This is a genomic window from Sphingobium soli (genome assembly GCF_020782245.1).
GTDB lineage: Bacteria > Pseudomonadota > Alphaproteobacteria > Sphingomonadales > Sphingomonadaceae > Sphingobium > Sphingobium soli.
Genome location: NZ_JAJGNP010000008.1, coordinates 108973 through 127575 on the forward strand (window position 1 = coordinate 108973; position 18603 = coordinate 127575).

At 65.0% G+C, this 18603-nt stretch carries 16 protein-coding genes; 13 read left to right on the forward strand and 3 right to left on the reverse strand.

The genetic code is table 11. From position 1 onward, the window contains the following. Nucleotides 1–88 precede the first annotated feature (88 nt). The 8 genes from LL253_RS11545 to LL253_RS11580 all read left to right on the forward strand — a co-directional run bounded on the left by LL253_RS11545 (nucleotide 89) and on the right by LL253_RS11580 (nucleotide 12098). Nucleotides 89–3055 carry a TonB-dependent receptor gene (locus LL253_RS11545; RefSeq protein WP_228227237.1) on the forward strand — a complete coding sequence of 989 codons (2967 nt, stop codon included), beginning with the start codon at nucleotides 89–91 and terminating at the stop codon, nucleotides 3053–3055. 108 nt (nucleotides 3056–3163) lie between these two features. Continuing rightward, nucleotides 3164–3886: a SapC family protein gene (locus tag LL253_RS11550; protein ID WP_228227238.1), complete on the forward strand. Its 723-nt coding sequence runs from the start codon at nucleotides 3164–3166 to the stop codon at nucleotides 3884–3886. Next, the gene (locus tag LL253_RS11555) at nucleotides 3879–4907 is read left to right on the forward strand and encodes a cupin-like domain-containing protein (protein ID WP_228227239.1); all 1029 of its coding nucleotides are present in this window, start codon (nucleotides 3879–3881) and stop codon (nucleotides 4905–4907) included. The genes LL253_RS11550 and LL253_RS11555 overlap by 8 nt, the downstream gene beginning before the upstream one ends. Continuing rightward, complete coding sequence (locus LL253_RS11560; RefSeq protein ID WP_228227240.1) at nucleotides 4904–6406, forward strand: tryptophan halogenase family protein; 1503 nt, start codon at nucleotides 4904–4906, stop codon at nucleotides 6404–6406. The genes LL253_RS11555 and LL253_RS11560 overlap by 4 nt, the downstream gene beginning before the upstream one ends. Beyond that, the gene (locus LL253_RS11565; RefSeq protein WP_228227241.1) at nucleotides 6403–7338 is read left to right on the forward strand and encodes a glycoside hydrolase family 16 protein; all 936 of its coding nucleotides are present in this window, start codon (nucleotides 6403–6405) and stop codon (nucleotides 7336–7338) included. Before LL253_RS11560 ends, LL253_RS11565 begins: the two co-directional genes overlap by 4 nt. A gap of 7 nt (nucleotides 7339–7345) precedes the next feature. After that, nucleotides 7346–8413 (forward strand): LacI family DNA-binding transcriptional regulator, encoded by a 1068-nt coding sequence (locus tag LL253_RS11570; protein WP_228227242.1) that lies wholly within the window; start codon nucleotides 7346–7348, stop codon nucleotides 8411–8413. Beyond that, the gene (locus LL253_RS11575; RefSeq protein ID WP_228227243.1) at nucleotides 8406–9608 is read left to right on the forward strand and encodes an MFS transporter; all 1203 of its coding nucleotides are present in this window, start codon (nucleotides 8406–8408) and stop codon (nucleotides 9606–9608) included. The genes LL253_RS11570 and LL253_RS11575 overlap by 8 nt, the downstream gene beginning before the upstream one ends. 63 nt (nucleotides 9609–9671) lie before the next feature. Then, nucleotides 9672–12098, forward strand: coding sequence for a glycoside hydrolase family 3 protein (locus LL253_RS11580; protein ID WP_228227244.1), 2427 nt, complete (start codon nucleotides 9672–9674; stop codon nucleotides 12096–12098). A gap of 9 nt (nucleotides 12099–12107) precedes the next feature. On the opposite strand, the gene LL253_RS11585 is transcribed toward LL253_RS11580, so the two are convergent. Then, nucleotides 12108–12992, reverse strand: coding sequence for a LysR family transcriptional regulator (locus LL253_RS11585; RefSeq protein WP_037543922.1), 885 nt, complete (start codon nucleotides 12990–12992; stop codon nucleotides 12108–12110). Nucleotides 12993–13086: 94 nt separating this feature from the next. On the opposite strand from LL253_RS11585, the gene LL253_RS11590 reads away from it, so the two are divergent. The 4 genes from LL253_RS11590 (at nucleotide 13087) to LL253_RS11605 (ending at nucleotide 16411) form a co-directional block, all read left to right on the forward strand. Continuing rightward, nucleotides 13087–14586 carry a CoA-acylating methylmalonate-semialdehyde dehydrogenase gene (locus LL253_RS11590; protein WP_228227245.1) on the forward strand — a complete coding sequence of 500 codons (1500 nt, stop codon included), beginning with the start codon at nucleotides 13087–13089 and terminating at the stop codon, nucleotides 14584–14586. An 84-nt stretch (nucleotides 14587–14670) separates the two neighbouring features. Beyond that, nucleotides 14671–15423, forward strand: coding sequence for a peroxide stress protein YaaA (gene yaaA, locus LL253_RS11595; RefSeq protein WP_228227246.1), 753 nt, complete (start codon nucleotides 14671–14673; stop codon nucleotides 15421–15423). Next, nucleotides 15420–16118 carry an SDR family NAD(P)-dependent oxidoreductase gene (locus tag LL253_RS11600; RefSeq protein ID WP_228227247.1) on the forward strand — a complete coding sequence of 233 codons (699 nt, stop codon included), beginning with the start codon at nucleotides 15420–15422 and terminating at the stop codon, nucleotides 16116–16118. The genes yaaA and LL253_RS11600 overlap by 4 nt, the downstream gene beginning before the upstream one ends. A 101-nt stretch (nucleotides 16119–16219) precedes the next feature. Further along, complete coding sequence (locus tag LL253_RS11605; RefSeq protein WP_156784245.1) at nucleotides 16220–16411, forward strand: hypothetical protein; 192 nt, start codon at nucleotides 16220–16222, stop codon at nucleotides 16409–16411. A 19-nt stretch (nucleotides 16412–16430) separates the two neighbouring features. Here LL253_RS11605 and LL253_RS11610 read toward each other — a convergent pair whose 3' ends face one another. Both LL253_RS11610 and LL253_RS11615 read right to left on the reverse strand, forming a co-directional pair. Further along, nucleotides 16431–17357, reverse strand: coding sequence for a cation diffusion facilitator family transporter (locus LL253_RS11610; protein WP_228227248.1), 927 nt, complete (start codon nucleotides 17355–17357; stop codon nucleotides 16431–16433). Nucleotides 17358–17535: 178 nt separating this feature from the next. Further along, on the reverse strand, nucleotides 17536–17724 hold the full coding sequence (locus LL253_RS11615) for a DUF3008 family protein (protein ID WP_009823502.1): 189 nt from the start codon (nucleotides 17722–17724) through the stop codon (nucleotides 17536–17538). Nucleotides 17725–17944: 220 nt separating this feature from the next. Between LL253_RS11615 and LL253_RS11620 the strand changes: the two genes are divergently transcribed. Next, nucleotides 17945–18562, forward strand: coding sequence for a retropepsin-like aspartic protease family protein (locus LL253_RS11620; RefSeq protein ID WP_228227249.1), 618 nt, complete (start codon nucleotides 17945–17947; stop codon nucleotides 18560–18562). Nucleotides 18563–18603 lie beyond the last annotated feature (41 nt).

An 18603-nucleotide genomic window follows, 5' to 3' on the forward strand; every position in this document is an offset into this window, starting at 1 on the left:
CAATGCTTGACCAAGTGAACGTTATCAAATAGGTGAACGTTCACAACAACGCACCAGATGCCGAGTCGCGGCACGGGGGAGGGGATATATGCGCATTTCCAAAGCACATCGTGTGTCGGCATTTGTCTGCGGCGCGTCAGCCGTCGCGATGGCTGTCGGCAGTCAGTCAGCCTTCGCCCAGGACGCGGCGATCGACGACCAGCCCGCCGAGATCGTCGTGACCGGCATCCGCGCCAGCCTGTCCGCCGCGCGCGATATCAAACGCGACGCGCAGGGCGTGGTGGACGCGATTTCGGCCGAAGATATCGGCAAATTTCCGGACACCAACCTGGCGGAATCGCTCCAGCGCATTACCGGCGTATCGATCGACCGCTCCAATGGCGAAGGGTCGACCGTTACCGTTCGCGGCTTCGGCCCGGAATTCAACCTGGTGCTGCTGAACGGCCGCCAGATGCCGACATCCAGCCTGGGCGACGGCGCCAGCGCGCCCGCCAGCCGCTCCTTCGACTTCGCCAATCTGGCGTCGGAAGGCGTCGCGGGCGTCGAAGTCTACAAATCCGGCCGCGCGACGCTGCCCACGGGCGGCATCGGCTCGACCATCAATATCAAGACCCCCCGCCCGCTCGATCGTCCCGGTCTTCGCGGCAGCTTCGCGGTGAAAGGCGTCTATGACAGCTCGCGCAACAACAGCGACCCGATCACGCCTGAATTGTCCGGCATCATTTCCGATACCTTCGCCGATGGCCTGTTCGGCATCGCCGTCACCGGATCGTGGCAAAAGCGCAAGGCAAGCGTCAATCAGGCCAATGTCGGCTGGCGCGACGGTTATCTTGGGTCTGAAAATAACTGGGGCTCGCTGCCGATGGAGGGCGACCCGCGTTTCGCCAATATCGAAAATCGTCCCGGCCCCAACGACGTCTATCAGGTCCAGCAAAATGCCAGCTATGACCTCAACGACATCAGCCGCGAACGCCTGAACGGGCAAGTCGTGCTTCAGGTCCGCCCGGCGGAAAATCTGACCGCGACGATCGACTATACCTATTCGCGCAACACCGTTCAGGTGCGCAATTCCAACGTCGGCATCTGGTTCAACTTCAATGACGTGTCGAGCAGCTGGACCGACGGTCCGGTCGCCGGTCCCAATTTCTATACCGAGCGGTTCGGCGTCAATGAAGGCAAGGACCTGTCCTATTCGGGATCGCTGACCGAAAACCGGTCCGAAAACAAGTCGCTGGGCGGCAATATCGCCTGGGACGGTCCTGGCGGCCTGCGACTGGAACTGGATGCGCATCATTCGACCGCGGTGTCCGGCGCCAACAATCCCTACGGCACCAGCACGTCGGTCGGCACCGCCATTTTCGGCGTCGCCAGCCAGACGGTCGACTATACCAACGACCTGCCGGTCATTTCCGTCACCATGCACGACGGCATTGACCCGCTGGACGCGGGCAATATCCAGGCGACCGGCAACGCCTTCCGCCACGCCTATTTCAAGGATCGCATCAACGAAGCGCAGCTGCGCGGCAGCTATGATTTCGACAATTCGATTCTCGACAGCCTCGATTTCGGCGTGACCTATATCGAAAACAAGGTGCGTTCGGCCTACGGCTATATCCAGAACGACACCTGGGCCGGTTCCACCACCAAGGAACAGATGCCCGACGACTTGTTCACGCTGACCAGCATCCCCGACAAGTTCAAGGGCGTGTCGGGCGCCAGCGACCCGGCGATGATCCAGCAATTCTACACGTTCAACTTCGAAAAAATGGTGTCGTTCCTTGATGATCTGAACGGCATCTGCGGCGGCGACGGCAATTGCCTCTCCTCCTTCACCGTCGACCGCCGCATCCGCGAACGCACCGTCGCCCCCTATATCCAGGGTAATTTCGAATTCGACGTCGCCAATCGCCCGGCGCATTTCCGCGCCGGCCTGCGCTATGAAAAGACCAAGATCAAGTCATCGGCGCTGGTGCCGGTGCCGACGGCGACCGAATGGGTGTCGATCAACGAATTCAACCTGGTCTTTGGCGGCGGCAGCGATTTCACCACCTTCCGGGGCGATTATGACAACTGGCTGCCCGCCTTTGACGTCGACTTCGAACCGATCGACAATGTGAAGCTGCGCGCTAGCTACAGCCATACCATCACTCGCCCCGACTATGCCTCGATGCAGGGCGGTCAGACGCTCGATCAGCTGTTCCGCATCGGCGGCGGCACCGGCGCGCGCGGCAATCCGGGCCTGCTGCCCTACAAGTCCAAGAATATCGACCTGTCGGCCGAATGGTATTATGCCCCGGCCAGCTATCTGTCGGTCGGCTTCTTCGACAAGCGGGTCAGCAATTTCATTTCCAGCACCCGGGTCGACACCGACGCCTTCGGCCTCACCAACCCGGCAGACGGTCCACGCTATCAGGCGGCGGTCGCTGCGCTGGGCGCCGGCGCCAGCACGACGGCGATCCGCAACTATATCTTCGCCAACTACCCCTCGTCGGTGGAAATCCAGAGCTTCGACCCTGTGACCGGCAATTATACCGGCAAGATCCTGGGCCTGCCGGAAGACAATCCGGTCAATTTCCAGGTGACGACGCCGATCAACTCGGACCAGACCGCGCATCTCTATGGCTTTGAATTCGCGATCCAGCATAATTTCTGGGATACCGGCTTTGGTACCATCCTCAACTATACTATCGTCCGGGGTGACGCGACCTACGACAACAGCCAGCCGTCCAGCGTTGCGCAATTTGCGCTCACCGGCCTGTCGGACAGCGCCAACGCGGTTCTCTTCTATGACAAGAACGGCATTCAGGCCCGTGTCGCCTATAACTGGCGTGACGAATTCCTGTCTGGCACCGGCCCCAATCCCTTCTATGTCGAAGCCTATGGCCAGGTCGACGCCAGCGCGAGCTGGGAGTTCAAGAAGGGCTACACCGCCTTTGTCGAGGCGATCAACCTCACCGGGTCCAGCCGTCGCGGCCATCTGCGCAGCGACCAGAATGTCTTCTTCGCCTCACCGGGCTATGCCCGTTATGGCGCGGGCATTCGCGTCAATTTCTGACCCGGCTTGATCACCGTCCCGCGGGATGGGACAAGGCCGCGCCGGGCATTGCATCCGGCGCGGCCTTGCCATCGGGGCGGGGCCAAGCATTGGAGCGTCCCGCCTGTCATGAGCCAGCACCAGCTTCTCGACTCCCTCAACCATCGCGATCTGCGCGTGCGCACCGACAGCGCGGCGGAGCTGGGCGACTGCGTCATGGCGTGCCTGCTGATGCCCGCCGAATTCCGCCAGGCGCAGGCGCATTTCCCCATCCTCTTCCGCCGGGATCAGGCCAGCGGCGCGTTCAGCGCAGTCGCGCTGTTCGGATTTGAAAATGGCGAAAATCTTTTCCTTGAGGACGGGCACTGGGACGCGGGCTACAAGCCTCTGGCCCAGGCGGTGCAACCTTTCCTGATCGGACGGGGCGTTGATGGTCAACCGGGCGGTCAGGTCCATATCGACATGGCCAGCCCGCGCATCCTGCACGACGGGGAGGATGGCGAGGCGCTGTTTGACGCCGCCGGCAAACCCAGCCCCTATCTGGACCTCATCGCCCAACGCCTGGGCGATCTCGACGCGGCCTATCGCGCCAGCGCGGACTTTTTTGCCGCGCTCGTGCGGCATGACCTGCTCGAACCCTTCACTATCGACGTGCCGCTGATCGACGGATCGAACAATAGCCTTGTCGGCTTTCACATCGTCAATGAAGATCGTTTGCAGGCGCTCGATGCCGATGCGCTCGCCGACCTGCATGGCGCGGGGCATTTGATGCCGCTGTTCATGGCGGTCGCGTCCGTCGCGCAATTCAGCGAACTGGTCGCGCGCAAGAATCGCCGGATCGCCCATGGCTGAACTGGCCCCCGCCGCCCTGCCCCCGGTGCGGGAGCTGAAGGTGACGGATGCGGCGGCGCTCGATGCGCTGCTCGCCAGCGAAGAAACGCCCTTCGTCGTGCGCGGGCTGGTCGCCGACTGGCCGCTGGTGCAGGCGGCGCGGCAGGGTGATCGGGCGGTGCGCGCCTATCTGGCGGACAAGGCCCGTCCGATCGACTTTACCGTCTCAATGGCTGGCCCCGACATTGGCGGCCGGCTGTTCTATGACGATGCGATGGGCGTCAATTTCCGCATGGGCAAAGGCCGCCTGCCCGACATTTTCGCTGGTTTTGACAAGGCGGAAAATCTGCCGGCCGATCAGGTGCCGACCGTCTATCTCGGCTCGGTCGACGTCCATCAGTTTTTCGACGGCGTCGCGCAGGATAACGGGCTCGATTTGGGCGCACGCACGCCCCTCCTGTCGCTGTGGATCGGCAATGCGACGCGGATCGCGGCGCATAATGATTTTCCCGACAATCTGGCCTGCGTGGTCGCGGGGCGGCGGCGCTTCACCCTGTTCCCGCCCGATCAGTTCGCCAATCTCTATCTTGGTCCGATTGACATTACCCCGGCGGGGCGGCCCATTTCCATGGTGGATTTCGCGGCGCCCGACTTCACCCGCCATCCCCGTTTTCGCGAAGCGCTTGGCCAAGCGCAGGTCGCCGAGCTGGAGCCTGGCGACGCCCTCTTCATCCCGTCGCTCTGGTATCATCATGTCGAGGGGCTGGCGCGCTTCAACATTTTGATGAACTATTGGTGGCGCGACAGCCCACGCTATCTGGGCCAGCCCAACAACGCGCTGCACCATGCGATCATGACGATCCGCGATTTGCCCGACCATGAACGCGCCGTGTGGCGGGCCATGTTCGACCATTATGTCTTTTCCGGCGGTGCGGACGCGCGCGACCATGTTCCCGCGCAGGGTCAAGGCGTGCTCGCCCCGCTCGATGCGCAATCTGCCGCCCGCATGCACCAGTTTCTGCTGAGGAGCCTGTCGCAATGACACAGCCGTCCCTCCCCCGCCGCATCATCGTCGCCGGTGGTGGCACCGCCGGCTGGATGACCGCCGCCGCGCTCGCCCGCACGCTGGGTCCGGTGGCGCAGGTGACGCTCATTGAAAGCGAACAGATCGGCACGATCGGCGTGGGCGAAAGCACCATCCCACCCCTCGTCGTCTATAACCGCATCCTGGGCATCGACGAAGCCGATTTCATGCGCGCGACCCAGGCGACCTTCAAGCTGGGCATCCAGTTCGAAAACTGGCGCGTGCCGGGCGAAAGCTATTTCCACAGCTTCGGCGGCACCGGCAAGGATCACTGGTCAGCGGGCTTCCAGCATTTCTGGATGCATGGCACGGCGCAGGGCCATGACGCGCCCTATGACGAATATTGCCTGGAATTGAAGGCGGCGATGGCCGGGCGCTTTGCGCACCTGCCCGACGACCGGATGAACTATGCCTATCATCTCGATTCCGGCCTCTATGCAAAATTCCTGCGCGTCATGGCCGAAGGCGACGGCGCGACCCGGATCGAAGGGCGCATCGTCGCTGTCGATCTGGATGGCGCAAGCGGCGATATCGCGGCGTTGCGGCTGGACGGCGACCGGCGGATCGAAGGCGACCTCTTCATCGATTGCACCGGATTTCGCGCGCTGCTGATCGAAGGCGCGCTCCATGCCGGCTATGACGACTGGACCCACTGGCTGCCCTGCGACGGCGCGGTCGCAGTCCAGACCGCCAGCGTGCGCGCGCCCGTGCCCTATACCCGCGCGATTGCGCATGATGCGGGCTGGCAATGGCGCATCCCGCTCCAGCACCGGCAAGGCAACGGCATTGTCTATTGCAGCGCCTTCATGGAGCCGCAGGCCGCGCAGGACCAACTGCTCGCAACGGTCGAGGGCGACCGGTTGGTGCAGCCCAACCCCATCCGCTTCCGCACGGGCGCGCGGCGGCGGCAATGGCATCGCAATTGCGTTGCAGTGGGTCTTTCGGGCGGCTTCATGGAACCGCTCGAATCCACGTCCATCCACCTTATCCAGCGCGCTGTGCTGCGCATCCTGCGCATGCTGCCCGCCGGCGCGATCAGCCCGCGCGACATTACGGAATTCAACGACCAGCAGATGGCGGACATGGAACAGATACGCGATTTCCTGATCCTGCATTACAAGGCGACCGACCGCCGCGACACGCCCTTCTGGCGGCATTGCGCGGCGATGGCCGTACCCGACAGCCTGACGCACAAGATGGAGCTGTTCCGCGAAACCGGCCGCGTCTTCCGCAAGAATGAAGAATTGTTCGCCGAAAACAGCTGGGTGCAGGTCATGATGGGACAGGGGATCACGCCGCAAAGCTATCATCCCGTCGCCGCAAAGCTGCGCCCGCAGGAACTGGAGCATCTGCTTACCACGCTGCGCGATCAGGTGTCGCGCACCGTCTCCGCCCTCCCCGACCATGGAGCCTATGTCGCGCGCTATTGCGGCGCCCAGGATGTGGCGGCGGCATGATGATGCGCGCGCTCCTCCTCGCCGCCACGCTGATGGCCAGCTCCGCCGCCGCGGCCCAGGCACCCAGGGACGACGCCGGCTGGTCGCTCGTCTGGTCGGACGAATTTGACGGCGCGTCACTCGACGCCGCCAAATGGAACCTTGCCGACAATTGCTGGGGCGGCGGCAATGCGGAACGGCAATGCTACACCCCCGCGCCTGCCAATCATCGCGTCGCAGATGGCCTGCTGTCGATCATCGCCCGGCGCGAAACGCATAGCGGCCCCGCCTTCCCACCCGACCAGCGCACCACGCCGGACAAGCGGCAGGCGACCAACACAAAGCCGTTCACCTCTGCGCGCCTGTCCACCGATGGCAAGGCCGGCTGGCTCTATGGCAAGGTGCAGGTGCGCGCAAAATTGCCGCAGGGTCAGGGGACATGGCCCGCCATCTGGATGCTGCCGGAAGGCTGGGACTATGGCGCCTGGGCAGCCTCGGGCGAAATCGACATCATGGAGGCGGTCAATCTTGGCACGCCCTGCCCCTCCTGTTCCGGCGGGACCGAAAACCGCGTGCTCGGCACCATCCATTTTGGCGGACAACCGCCGCGCAACCGCTATATTGGCGATGAAACCGCCATGCCGGGCGCGCTCGATGACTTCCATGTCTATGAAGTCGAATGGGACGCCGATGGCATGATCTGGCGCGTCGATGGCGTGGATTATGCCCGGCGCGCGTCGCATGAATGGCACAGCCTTGGCTCCGACGCCCCCGGCGCGCCCTTTGACCGGCCTTTCCACCTGATCCTCAATCTTGCCATTGGCGGTCACTTGCCCGAAGGACGCAATGACGGGGGCGTCGACAGCGGCGGCTTCCCCAAGATGATGCAGGTCGATTGGGTGCGCGTGTGGCAGAAGGACGCGCGCGCGAAGGCGCCGGGCGGGGGGCGATAAGGCATTTATGGCGCGGCGGCGGCTGGCAGTCACGATCAAGCATGTTGCTGCCGATGCCCAGGTGTCGTTGCAGACGGTCAGCCGCGTCATCAACAATGAACCCAATGTCCGCCCCGAAATGCGCGAACGGGTGCAGGCGTCGATCGACCGGCTGGGCTATGTTCCCTCGATCGCCGCCCAGCGGATGAGCGGATCGCGATCCTATCTGATCCTGGCGCTCAACGACCGGGAACGCACCATTGCCGACTGGCGCGCACGACAAGGCACCGACTGGGTCGATCAGATGCTGCTGGGCGGGATGCTGGAATGCGCGGAGCATGGCTATCGCCTGATCTTCGAACTCGTTGACACGCATGAGGATCATCTGGAACGCGAACTGGGCGCCGCGCTCGCCGCGCTTCAGCCCGACGGCGCGATCCTGACGCCGCCCCATAGCGACAATCAGGAAATATTGCGCATCCTCACCCGCCACCATGTCCCCTATGCCCGCATCGGCGCACTGGGGGATGAAGACGGCCATTGCCCTCCAGGCGTGCGGGTATCGATGGATGACGAAGGCGCCGCGCGGCTGGCGACGCGGCACCTGCTGGCGCTTGGCCATCGCCGCATCGGCTTTATCGCCGGGCCTGCGGAATATCGGCTGGCGGGCTGGCGCGTCGATGGCTGGCGCGCGGAAATGACGGCGGCTGCCCTCCCCTGCGACGGGCTGCTGGAAGCGGGGGATTTCAGCTATGCCTCGGGCGCGCGCGCGGCGCGCGCGTTGCTGGATCGCGAAGCACCGCCCACCGCCATCATCGCCAGCAATGACCAGATGGCGCTCGCCACCATCGAAGCGGCGCGCGACGCCGGGCTGGACATTCCCCGCGACCTCTCGGTCGTCAGCTTCGACAACACTCCGCTCGTGCGCTTCACCACGCCCCCGCTGACCGCTGTGGATCAACCGATTTCAGAAACTACCGCCACGGCGGTCCGCCTGCTGATACAGGCGCAGCGCGATGGCGCGGACCCGGCGCCTACCGTGGTGCTACCCATGTCCTTGGTCGAGCGCGGATCGACCGCCGCCCCGCGTGACTGATCGCGTCCTGCGCGTCAGCGGCCGGGGCTTTCTGCCGCTTTACGCCTTGGCCTGGGCGGGCGCGGCGATCGCCTATACGCCTTTCCTTACCATCCTGCTGCCCGTCCGCATAGAAATGATCGCCGGCCCCGCCAGCGTCCACTGGCTCGCCGTCACGACATTCATCGGCGCGATCGCCGCCAGCATCGCCAACATCCTGTTCGGATGGGCCAGCGACCGCAGCGGCACGCGGCGTCCCTGGGTGCTGGCCGGACTGCTTCTGTCGGGCGGGCTGCTGATGCTGGTGCCGCACGCCGCCACCTTGCCTGTCCTCACCGCGCTCATCATTGGATGGCAGGTGGCGCTCAACATGATGCTGGGTCCGCTCGCCGCCTGGGCTGGCGATGTCGTGCCTGACCGGCACAAGGGATTGCTGGGCGGGCTGCTTGCCTTCGCGCCGGCGTGCGGCGCGCTGACCGGCGCGCTGGTGACGATCCCCGGCCTTGCCGATCCGTCCGCGCGGCTGACATGGGTCGCCGCCATCACCGCCGCCTGCATCGCGCCGATCATCCTCTTTGGCGCAGGCCGCGCGCCGGGACATGAAACGCAAAGCCCGGCCCAAGCAGCGGCCCCCATTCCGATGTTGCGCGCGATGGCCACCCGCATGTGGTTCGCGCGGCTGCTCATCCAGATTTCCGAAGCCGCGCTCTTTGCCTATCTCTATGTCTGGCTGCGCGGCATTGACGCCGGGTTCGGCGACGCCGGCGTCGCCCGGTTGCTCGCGATCGTCCTGCTGCTCGCCGCGCCGGCGGCTCTTGCGGCTGGCTACGCCGCCGACGCCAGGCGCCGTCCGACGTTACCCTTGCAAATCTCCGCGGTGGTGGGCGCGGTCGGGCTGGCGCTGATGGCGCTCGCCACGACAGGCGGCGCGGCCGCAACGGGCTTCCTGGTCTTTGGCGTATCGACCAATATCTTCCTTGCCCTGCACAGCGCGCAAACCCTGCGCGTCCTGCCCGATGCGCGCTATCGCGGGCGGGACCTTGGCCTCTTCAATCTCACCAACACGGTGCCCTCTCTCATCATGCCTTCGCTGACGTTGGGGCTGGTGCCGCTGCTGGGTTTCCCGGCGCTCTTTGCCGTCATGGCGCTGCTGGCGCTGGGCGCGGCCTGGCTGTTGCGCGGTGTGTCTATCGGCGCGTCTGATCGGCAGGCTTGATTTTCCTGCGTTGAGGTGACAGGACTTAGTATTGAGAACGTTCACAAGATAAAGTCAGGAAGGATGTCCATGCGCCTTGCCGCTCTGTTCCTCACCAGCGCTCTTGCGCTCACCGGCGCGGCATCCGCGCAGCAGGCGCCCGCCGTAGCTGCGGCGGCCCGTGCCAATCCGGCCGCTTGGCCTCAGGCCCACAGCCCCGCCGCCATCACCGACCCCGCCACGGAAAAGGCGATCGACGCGCTGCTTGCGCGCATGACCATCGAACAGAAGGTCGGCCAGGTGGTGCAGGGTGACATCAGTTCGGTCACGCCAGCCGACCTCGCGCGCTATCCGCTCGGCTCCATCCTCGCCGGCGGCAATAGCGGGCCCTATGGCGATGAACGCGCTGACGCCGCCACCTGGGCCAGGATGGTGAACGACTATCGCGCCGCCTCAATGAAGGCAGGCGTGGGCGTGCCCATCCTCTTTGGCGTGGACGCCGTGCATGGCCATAGCAATGTGCCGGGTGCGACCATCTTTCCGCACAATATCGGCCTTGGCGCGACCCATGATCCGGACCTCATTCACCGCATCGGCCAGGCGACCGCCGCCGAAATCGCCGGGTCGGGGATCGAATGGACCTTCGCGCCCACGCTCGCCGTGCCCCAAGATCTGCGCTGGGGCCGCAGCTATGAAGGCTATGCCGCCGATCCCGCCCTCGTGAAATCCTATGCCACCGCCATGGTGGACGGACTTCAGGGCAAGCTGATGCCGGGCAAGCCTCTGGGCCCGCTCCGCGTCGCCGCCACCGCCAAGCATTTCCTGGCCGATGGCGGGACGAAGAATGGCAAGGATCAGGGCGACGCCCAGATTTCCGAAACCGAACTGATCCGCACCCATGCGCAGGGCTATCCCGCCGCGATCGACGCGGGCGCGCTCACCGTCATGGCCAGTTTCTCCAGTTGGAACGGCGTCAAGAACCATGGTAATGCCACCCTGCTGACCGACGTGCTGAAAGGGCGCATGGGGTTTGAAGGGCTGATCGTGGGCGACTGGAACGGCCATGGCCAGATTCCCGGCTGCACCGTCACCGATTGCGCCGCCGCGCTCAACGCCGGGCTGGACCTCTATATGGCGCCCGACAGCTGGAAGGGTCTGTTCGACAGCCTGGTGCGCGACGTGCGCGCGGGCAAGGTTTCGCAGGCGCGGCTCGACGACGCCGTCCGCCGCAACCTGCGCGTCAAGTACAAGCTCGGCCTGATGGGCAAGACGCAGGTCGAACGCGGCGACCCGGCGCAGCTGGGCGCGCCCGATCACCTTGCCATCGCGCGTGAAGCCGTGGCAAAATCGCTGGTGCTGCTCAAGAATGAAGGGTCGGTCCTGCCGATCAAGCCTGGCGCGAATGTGCTGGTAGCGGGCGCTGGCGCTGACAATATGGCGATGCAGGCGGGCGGCTGGACCATTACCTGGCAAGGGACCGACACGACCGCCGCCGACTTCCCGCGCGGCCAGACGATCGGCCGGGCGATTGCGGACGCAGTGAAGGCGGCTGGCGGCAGCGCGCAGATCAACGCAGCGGGCGACGCGCAGGGCACGCCTGACGTCGCCATCATCGTCTTTGGCGAACATCCCTATGCCGAATTCCAGGGCGACGCCGAAAATCTCCTGTTCAAAAATGGCGAGAAGGAATTGGCGCTGTTGAAGGCGATGAAAGCGCGCGGCATCCCGACCGTCGCCGTCTTCCTGTCGGGCCGCCCGCTATTCATGGGGCCGCAGATCAACGCCGCCGACGCCTTCGTCGCCGCCTGGCTGCCCGGAACCCAGGGCCAGGGCGTCGCCGACGTGCTGGTCGCTGGGAAGGATGGCAAGAGCCCGCGCGACTTCACCGGCCGCCTGCCCTTCGCCTGGCCTGCCGACGCGCGCTCACCCGTCGCCGTGCCGCTCTTCCCGATGGGCTACGGCCTCGACTACGCCCACCCCCATGCGCAAGGACCGGTCAACGAAGACCCGAAGGTCGAACAAGGCCCCGCTGCCAGCGACAGCCTGTTCCTGCGCACCGGCAAGGTGGTCGATCCCTGGCGGCTGGGCATCGACAGCAGCGTGTCGGCCCGCGCCGTGGACGTCTCCGCGCAGGAGGATGCGCGCCAGTTCGTCTGGACCGGCCCCGGCGCCATCGCGATCGACGGCCCACCGGTCGACATGACCCGGCAGCTGAACGGCGCCTTTGCCCTGCGCATCGACTGGCGCATCGACGCGGCCAAGGGCGCGCCGGTCACGCTGAGCCTGGGCGGCGCGCGCCTCGACATCAGCGACAAGGTGGCGGCGCTGCCGGTTGGCCAGCCATCCAGCCTGATCGTCCCCTTGCGCTGCTTCGCGGACGCCGGCGCAACCTTCGGCGCGGTCGGCACGCCGCTGCGCCTGTCGGCGAATGCGGGCCTGTCGGTCAGCATCCGCTCGATCCTGACCGAAGGCGTCGGCGAAACCCCCACTTGCCCGCCGGTCGCCAAATAGGCGCGAACCCTATAGTCGCTCGCGCATCGCGTGGGCGACGGTGTCCAGCCAGTCGACCACCGCCCGCACGCGCGGCAGGCGTTGCAGGTCAGCATGGATGACCAGCCAGTAGCTGCGCCAAACCTCCGCCTCGCCCGGCAGCAACCGGACGAGGCGGTCGTCGGCGTCGGCGGCAAACAGGTGCAGCACGCCCAGGCCCAGTCCCGCCGCTACCGCCGATTGCTGCGCGGCGCTCGAACTAGCGCGAAAGGCAATGGGGGCGCCCGAGACGATCTGGTCCAGCGCCATCATCTCGGGGAAACCCGCCAGCTCCTCGATATAGGACACAAAGACGTGACGGCTGAGGTCCGCGCGGCTTTCGGGCAGGCCGTGGCGGGCGACATAATCGCGCGAGGCATAGAGCCCCAGCCGATAGTCGGTCAGCTTGCGCGCCACCAACCGCCCGCGCGGCGGCGGCTTCAACATGACGGCAATGTCGGCCTCCCGCTTGGACAGGCTGGCGGCGCGGCTTTCCGACGCCAGCTCCAGCGTCAACCGGCCATGCGCGTCGCGCAAGGAGCCGACATGAGGCGCGGCGAAATAGGCGGCAAAGGCTTCGGGTGTGGCAAGCCGCACCACGCCTTCGACATCGCGGTCCCGCCCCGCCACGCTCGCGGCAGCTGCCAGCAATTCGCTTTCCACCCGCTCGGCATGGGGAACCAGCGCAAAAGCCGCAGGCGTGGGCGTGACGCCGCGGGGCGAGCGGTCGAACAGGCGCGCGGCCAGCACGGTTTCCAGCGCGTTGATCCGCCGCGCCACCGTGCTGTGGTCGATTCCCGCCCGCCGCGCCGCCGCCAGCATATTGCCTTCGCGCATCACCGCCAGGAACAGGCGCAGGTCATCGGAATTGAGCATGGGCATTTCCGCACAATCAATGTGTTCCCATACCGGTATCGCTGCCAAACGGGAAAGTCTATCATCGCCGCGAGACATAAGGAGAGGAACAGCCATGCGCTCCATCACCCATTTCATCCACGGCGCCGCCGCGTCGTCCACCGGCGGGCGTGCGTCCGACGTGCTCGATCCCTCGACCGGCGCGGTGCAGGCGCAGGTCCATCTGGGCGACGCCGCCCTGCTCGACCAGGCGATCAAGTCCGCGAAAAAGGCGCAGCCCGACTGGGCCGCCGTCAATCCCCAGCGCCGCGCCCGCGTGCTGTTCCGCTACAAGGAACTGATCGAAGCGCATATGGACGAACTCGCCGCGCTCCTGTCGTCCGAACATGGCAAGGTGATCGCCGACGCGAAGGGCGATGTGCAGCGCGGGCTGGAAGTCGTCGAATTCGCCTGCGGCATCCCGCATCTGCTCAAGGGCGACTATACCCAGGGCGCGGGGCCGGGCATCGACGTCTATTCGATGCGCCAGCCGCTCGGCATCGTCGCGGGCATCACCCCGTTCAACTTCCCTGCGATGATCCCGCTGTGGATGGGCGCGATGGCGATCGCCTGCGGCAACGCCTTCATCCTCAAGCCCTCCGAACGCGATCCGTCGGTACCGGTGCGCCTGGCGGAACTGGCGCTGGAAGCGGGCCTTCCCGAAGGCATTTTCAACGTCGTTCATGGCGACAAGGTCATGGTCGACGCAATCCTGGACCATCCCGATATCAAGGCGGTCAGCTTCGTCGGATCGTCCGACATCGCCAATTATGTCTATCAGCGCGCCGCCGCCAACGGCAAGCGCGCCCAGTGCATGGGCGGCGCCAAGAATCACGGCATTATCCTGCCCGACGCGGACATGGACCAGGCGGTGGCCGATATCGTCGGCGCGGCCTATGGCTCGGCGGGCGAACGCTGCATGGCGCTGCCGGTGGTGACGCCGGTCGGCGAAGCGACCGCGCAGGCATTCCGCGAGAAACTCGTTGCCGCGATCGAAACGCTGCGCCCCGGCATCCCCAGCGACCCGCAGGCGCAATATGGCCCGCTCGTCACCGCCCAGCACAAGGCGCGCGTCGAAAACTATATCCAGATGGCGGCGGATGAAGGCGCGGAAATCGTGGTCGACGGGCGCGGCTTCTCGCTCCAGGGCTATGAGGAAGGCTTCTACCTCGCCCCCACCCTGATCGACCGGGTCACGCCGCAGATGAAAAGCTATCAGGACGAAATCTTCGGCCCCGTGCTTCAGATCCTGCGCGCGGAAACCTTCGAGGAAGCGCTCAGCTATCCGTCCAAGCATCAATATGGCAATGGCGTCGCCATCTTCACCCGCAATGGCGATTATGCCCGCCGCTTCGCCGCCGATGTCGAAGTCGGCATGGTCGGCATCAACGTGCCGATCCCGGTGCCGGTCGCCTATCACAGCTTTGGCGGCTGGAAACGGTCGGGCTTTGGCGATCTCGACCAATATGGCGAAGATGGCGTGCGCTTCTACACCCGCACCAAGAAGATCACGCAGCGCTGGCCCTCGGGCGGCGCGGTGATCGACCAGAGCTTCGTCATTCCGACGATGAAGTAAGGCGGCAAAGGGGGTGCGCGCCGTTGACCGCGCCCCCCTTCGATCCGTTTGACGCGGGCGGCGACGCGCCGTAACGGCCATCGCATGATCGCGCTGCTCTCCCCCGCCAAGACGCTCGATTTCGAGCGCACCCTGCCTCCACTCGAACCGACCACGCCGCAATTTGCGGATGAAGCGCAGAGCCTTGCCCGTTCGGCCGCGCGATTGAGCCAGAAACGACTGGCGGAGCTGATGCACATCTCGCCCAAGCTCGCCAAGCTCAATGCCGACCGCTTTCGCGACTTCGCCGACCTGCCGCAGCGCCCTGCGCTCTTCGCCTTTGCCGGCGACGTCTATACCGGGTTCGAAGTCGATACGCTGGAAGAAGCGGGCGTCGCCTTCGCGCAGGACCATGTCCGGATCCTGTCGGGACTTTATGGCCTGCTTCGCCCGCTCGACGCGATCCGCCCCTATCGGCTGGAAATGGGCACGCGCTGGGCGCCCCGGCACAAGGCGCTGACCGACTGGTGGGACGATCGCATCGCCAACTATCTGCGCGACGAAATTTCGGCGGAGGGGTCAGGGGTGGTCCTCAATCTCGCCAGCCAGGAATATTTCGCAGCCGTCAAGGGTCGCCTGCCCGACGTGCGCATCGTCGACGTCGATTTTCGCGAACCGGGCCCCGACGGCCCGCGCTTCGTCAGCTTCCACGCCAAGAAGGCGCGCGGCATGATGGCGCGCTGGATGTGCGAACATCATGTCACCGACATCGACGCGATGCGCGGCTTCGACAGCGATGGCTATCGCTTCGATGCCGCCGAAAGCAGCGCCGACCAATGGCGGTTCGTGCGGCCATGAGCGGCGCTGCGGTCATCATCGGCGCATCCGGCGGCATCGGCGGAGCCTTCCGCGCGCTGCTGGAAGAGGAAGGCGCCTTTGACCAGGTCCATGGTTTTGCCCGCTCCTTTAACGGCGCAAACCATGTCGACCTGCTCGACGAAGCCAGCATCGCCGCGGCGGCGGCGCAGATCGCCTCCGGCCCCGCGCCCACGCTGGTGCTTGTCGCTACCGGCCTGCTGCATGAAGGGGATCATGGGCCGGAAAAGGCGCTAAGGGAGCTTGATCCGCAGTGGCTGGCGCGCACCTATGCCGTCAACGCCATCGGGCCGATGCTGGTCGCCAAGCATGTCCTGCCGCTGATGCCGCGCACCGGCCGTACCGTCTTCGCCGCCCTGTCGGCGCGGGTGGGGTCGATCAGCGACAATCGCCTGGGCGGCTGGCACGGCTATCGCGCGTCGAAGGCAGCACTCAACATGATGATGCGGAACGTCGCGATAGAGGAAAAGCGTCGCAACGACCGCTCGATTGTCGTCACGCTGCATCCCGGCACCGTCGATACCGGGCTTTCCCGTCCATTTCAGGCCAATGTCCCCGACGGTCGCCTGTTCGATCCCGAACGCGCCGCAATGCAGTTGCTCGACGTGGTCGAAGGGCTGAAAGCCGCCGACAGCGGCAAGCTGTTCGACTATCAGGGGGAAGAAATCCCCTTCTGACCGCCCTATCCCCGCTGGACGGTTCGCGCGCCGCGCGGTAGGCGATGAAACCGGCGTTGCAGACTGACGTCTGACCGGCGACCGGCTTTATGGGGCATGGCATGGAACAGGCGGAATTGCTGCGGCGCATGTGGGGCCGGGTCGAGTTGTGCCGTCGGCTCGCCATGACTACCACCGATCCGCACACTGCCGACGCGCTGATCGAAATGGCGAATGAGGGCGAGGCTGATATCCGGCGATTGATGGCCGAGCCGGACCATCATCCCCCAATGGCGTCGCCGCCCGCGCGATAGGCGATGCACCATCGTCGCATCAGGCCTGGTCGGTAAGGGGCGGGGCATCCTGCGCCTTTTCCGGCCGGATATAAATGGACGCCAGTTGCGGCATCGCTGCCTTCAATTGTGTCTCGATCGTTTCGATCAGCGCTTCGCCTTCGCCCATCGACAGATCATCGGCGAAATCGGCGCTGATCGCAACGAACACGGCGTCGGGCGCGGTATGGATGGTGCGGACATGATTGACGGACTGGATGGCGTCATAGCCTTCCAGGAGCGCGCGGACCTGTGCGATGATGGCCGGGTCGGCGCTTTCGCCGATCAGCAGCCCCTTGGCCTCGCGCGCCAATAGCAGCGCGACCAGCGCCAATATGCCGCCAATCACGATAGACGCCAGCCCATCGATGCGCGCATCGCCGACATAGTGGCTGACCGAAACGCCGATGCCGGCGACGACCAGCCCCAGCAGGGCGGCGCTGTCCTCGAACAGGACGATGAAACCCGCCGGATCCTTCGACCGCCGCACCGCCGTCCACCAGGGCGTATCGCCCCGCTTGGCGTCGAATTCACGCACCGCGATTGTCCAGGATGCACCCTCCAGCAACAGGGCAACGCCCAACACGACATAGTTGATCGTCGGATCGCGCAGCGGTTCTGGCTCGCGAATATGAACGAATCCTTCGTAGATCGACACGCCTGCGCCCAGCGCAAAGATCAATATAGCGACGATGAACGCCCAGAAATACAACTCGCGGCCATAGCCGAAGGGATGGGCGTGGTCCGGCCCCTTGCGCGCCTGGCGCTGCCCGTACAGCAACAGCAGCTGATTACCGGAATCGACCAGTGAGTGAACGCCCTCGGTCAGCATGGAGGATGAACCACTGATCCCGGCTGCCACGAATTTGGCGATAGCAATGCCGACATTGGCGGCCAGAGCGCCGTAGAGGACGATATTCTCGCGCATGCCGCCCCCCTTCGCCATGGATCAGCGCCGATGGCCGGGAACGGGCGTGAACGGGATCGCAACCATCGGGATCATCATGGCGACGGCAATGATCCGGCATGGCAAAGGGTTCCGCTCTCTGGCGTCCAAATCCTGGCTCACTGCGCCGCGGGGTCGGCATAGGGCGCGCCGCAGCCGCTTAATCCTTGGACTTATGCTCAGGCTTGCCCTTACGCTTGGTCGAGGCCATGTCTTCCAGTTCCTTCTCGCTCATGGATTCCACCATGGACCGGGACGCGCCCTGAAGCTCGCTCTTGGGTGTGTCGCCACGCTTGGCCGAAAGCGCTGCGCCGGCGGCTTTTTGTTGTGCGGCTGATTTCGCTGGCATGAACCATCTCCTTCGATTGCCCCGCTCCCACCACATCAATGGACGAACCGCCGCCTTGTTCACTTCGGCTAGACAAAAGCCCAGGCTATCCCAAAATGAGATAAATATTGTTAGTTAGCTAGCGAACTAACTTGCCAATTTTTCTTTTGTCGCCTTTGCTGTCCGCGTTCGTCAGCATGCCATCATGGATCGAAAGCCCCTGCCTCTGGTTTGGCAATCAATGGACATCGCGATCAACCCGGAATGGCAGCGGCTTCTTCCCTATGCGCTGGGCGGGGCGGTCGTCCTGTTACTCCTCTTCAACATCCCCTTCATTGGCCGCATCCTGCGCGCGCTGCTTTCCATTGGCCTGCTCGCCATCGGCCTACTCATCCTCGCCCAGCGCGCGCCTTTCGATCCCGCCCTGTCGCAAATCCAGTCGCGCCTGGGTTGGGCCGATCAGGAGACGCAGGGAAACACCGTCCGCATCCGCATGTCCCCGGACGGCCACTTCTGGGCGAGAGCGACCGTCAACGGCGTCCCGCGCCGCATGCTCATCGACAGCGGCGCGACGGTCACAGCGATTTCACAAAGCACGGCCCGCGCCGCGTCAGTGGCCCCGCAAAGCGGGATCGTCCCCGTCCTGATGCGCACCGCCAACGGCACCGTGCGTGTCGAAACAGGAACGATCGACCGGCTTGAAATTGGCGGCCTGGAAGCACGGGATCTCAGCGCCGTCATCTCGCCCGCACTGGGTGACGTGGACATATTGGGCATGAACTTCCTCACCCAACTCGCATCCTGGCGCGTCGAGGGTCGCACCCTCATCTTGGAGCCTTCCGCGCCCGCCGCCGGTTGACACACCGCTCACCGTCCATGATGCCCTCTGACCCGATGCCT

What these genes read in the sequence shown, in the direction of transcription:
- LL253_RS11560 (WP_228227240.1), top strand. Translation starts at nt 4,904, where the DNA reads ATGACACAGCCGTCCCTCCCCCGCCGCATCATCGTCGCCGGTGGTGGC.
- LL253_RS11565 (WP_228227241.1), top strand. Translation starts at nt 6,403, where the DNA reads ATGATGATGCGCGCGCTCCTCCTCGCCGCCACGCTGATGGCCAGCTCC.
- LL253_RS11550 (WP_228227238.1), top strand. Translation starts at nt 3,164, where the DNA reads ATGAGCCAGCACCAGCTTCTCGACTCCCTCAACCATCGCGATCTGCGC.
- LL253_RS11620 (WP_228227249.1), top strand. Translation starts at nt 17,945, where the DNA reads ATGGACATCGCGATCAACCCGGAATGGCAGCGGCTTCTTCCCTATGCG.
- LL253_RS11570 (WP_228227242.1), top strand. Translation starts at nt 7,346, where the DNA reads ATGGCGCGGCGGCGGCTGGCAGTCACGATCAAGCATGTTGCTGCCGAT.
- LL253_RS11585 (WP_037543922.1), bottom strand. Translation starts at nt 12,992, where the DNA reads ATGCTCAATTCCGATGACCTGCGCCTGTTCCTGGCGGTGATGCGCGAA.
- LL253_RS11610 (WP_228227248.1), bottom strand. Translation starts at nt 17,357, where the DNA reads ATGCGCGAGAATATCGTCCTCTACGGCGCTCTGGCCGCCAATGTCGGC.
- LL253_RS11590 (WP_228227245.1), top strand. Translation starts at nt 13,087, where the DNA reads ATGCGCTCCATCACCCATTTCATCCACGGCGCCGCCGCGTCGTCCACC.
- LL253_RS11605 (WP_156784245.1), top strand. Translation starts at nt 16,220, where the DNA reads ATGGAACAGGCGGAATTGCTGCGGCGCATGTGGGGCCGGGTCGAGTTG.
- LL253_RS11545 (WP_228227237.1), top strand. Translation starts at nt 89, where the DNA reads ATGCGCATTTCCAAAGCACATCGTGTGTCGGCATTTGTCTGCGGCGCG.
- yaaA (WP_228227246.1), top strand. Translation starts at nt 14,671, where the DNA reads ATGATCGCGCTGCTCTCCCCCGCCAAGACGCTCGATTTCGAGCGCACC.
- LL253_RS11600 (WP_228227247.1), top strand. Translation starts at nt 15,420, where the DNA reads ATGAGCGGCGCTGCGGTCATCATCGGCGCATCCGGCGGCATCGGCGGA.
- LL253_RS11555 (WP_228227239.1), top strand. Translation starts at nt 3,879, where the DNA reads ATGGCTGAACTGGCCCCCGCCGCCCTGCCCCCGGTGCGGGAGCTGAAG.
- LL253_RS11615 (WP_009823502.1), bottom strand. Translation starts at nt 17,724, where the DNA reads ATGCCAGCGAAATCAGCCGCACAACAAAAAGCCGCCGGCGCAGCGCTT.
- LL253_RS11580 (WP_228227244.1), top strand. Translation starts at nt 9,672, where the DNA reads ATGTCCATGCGCCTTGCCGCTCTGTTCCTCACCAGCGCTCTTGCGCTC.